Source organism: Phyllobacterium sp. P5_D12, assembly GCF_054049495.1.
Map to the genome: position 1 here is coordinate 1 of NZ_JBFUMG010001060.1, position 809 is coordinate 809.

General features: G+C 57.4%; 1 protein-coding gene and 1 pseudogene. Both read right to left on the bottom strand.

Annotation, left to right across the window (positions count from 1 at the left end):
* Positions 1–711 (bottom strand): ABC transporter permease (locus tag ACXJ5O_RS28695; RefSeq protein WP_457302871.1); only part of this gene is annotated, 711 nt, incomplete at its 3' end.
* Positions 711–809: pseudogene (locus tag ACXJ5O_RS28700) on the bottom strand (ABC transporter permease); the annotation flags it as partial. The pseudogene ACXJ5O_RS28700 and the gene ACXJ5O_RS28695, both read right to left, overlap by 1 nt.

Consider the following 809-nt stretch of genomic DNA (forward strand, 5'->3'; position numbering starts at 1 on the left):
GGTTGGCACTTCCGGACTGACGCCAAGCCCGAGGAATGAGAGACCCGCTTCCGCGAGCATGGCATTGGCGAACAGGAATGTGCCTTGCACGAGAATCGGCGATAGCAGATTGCGCAGGATATGCCGCGTCATGATATGCGGCGTGGAGATTCCAAGCGATGTCGCCGCCTCCACATAGGGCAGTTCACGAATGACCAATGTGGAGGCACGAACGATACGAGCGAGGCGCGGCGCATAGACGATACTGAGCGCGACAATGACCGTGGTCAGCGATGGCCCGAGTGCCGCAACGAGCGCAATCGCCAACAGAATATCCGGAAAGGCCATCATCGCGTCGATAAGGCGGGTAATCGGCGCATCGAACTTCTGGAAAAATCCAGCGAGGATGCCGAGGGTCACACCGATCAGTGATGCAAGCACCACCACCGCGAAACCGACCAGTAGTGACAACCGTGCCGAAAAGATCGTCCGCGAGAAGACGTCGCGGCCGAATTCATCCGTGCCGAAGAACCACTTCATGCTCGGCGGCTTCAGACGGTTGACGATGGACAATTTGCTCGGTGAATAGGGTGTGATCAAGGGTGCGAAGACCGCAAGGAGCACGAAGATAGCGAGAACGATCAGCCCGAACAGCACGGTCTTGCGCCGGATCAATATCCGGAAAAACTTTGAGCGCTCGCTTGCCACGGCGTTGGTTGCAATATCGGCCATTAGTAGCGCACCCTTGGATCGACGACGAGGTAGAGCATATCGATGGCGAAGTTGATGAGGACGTAGAGTGCAGCGATGATCAGCAGCGCGCCCTGGAT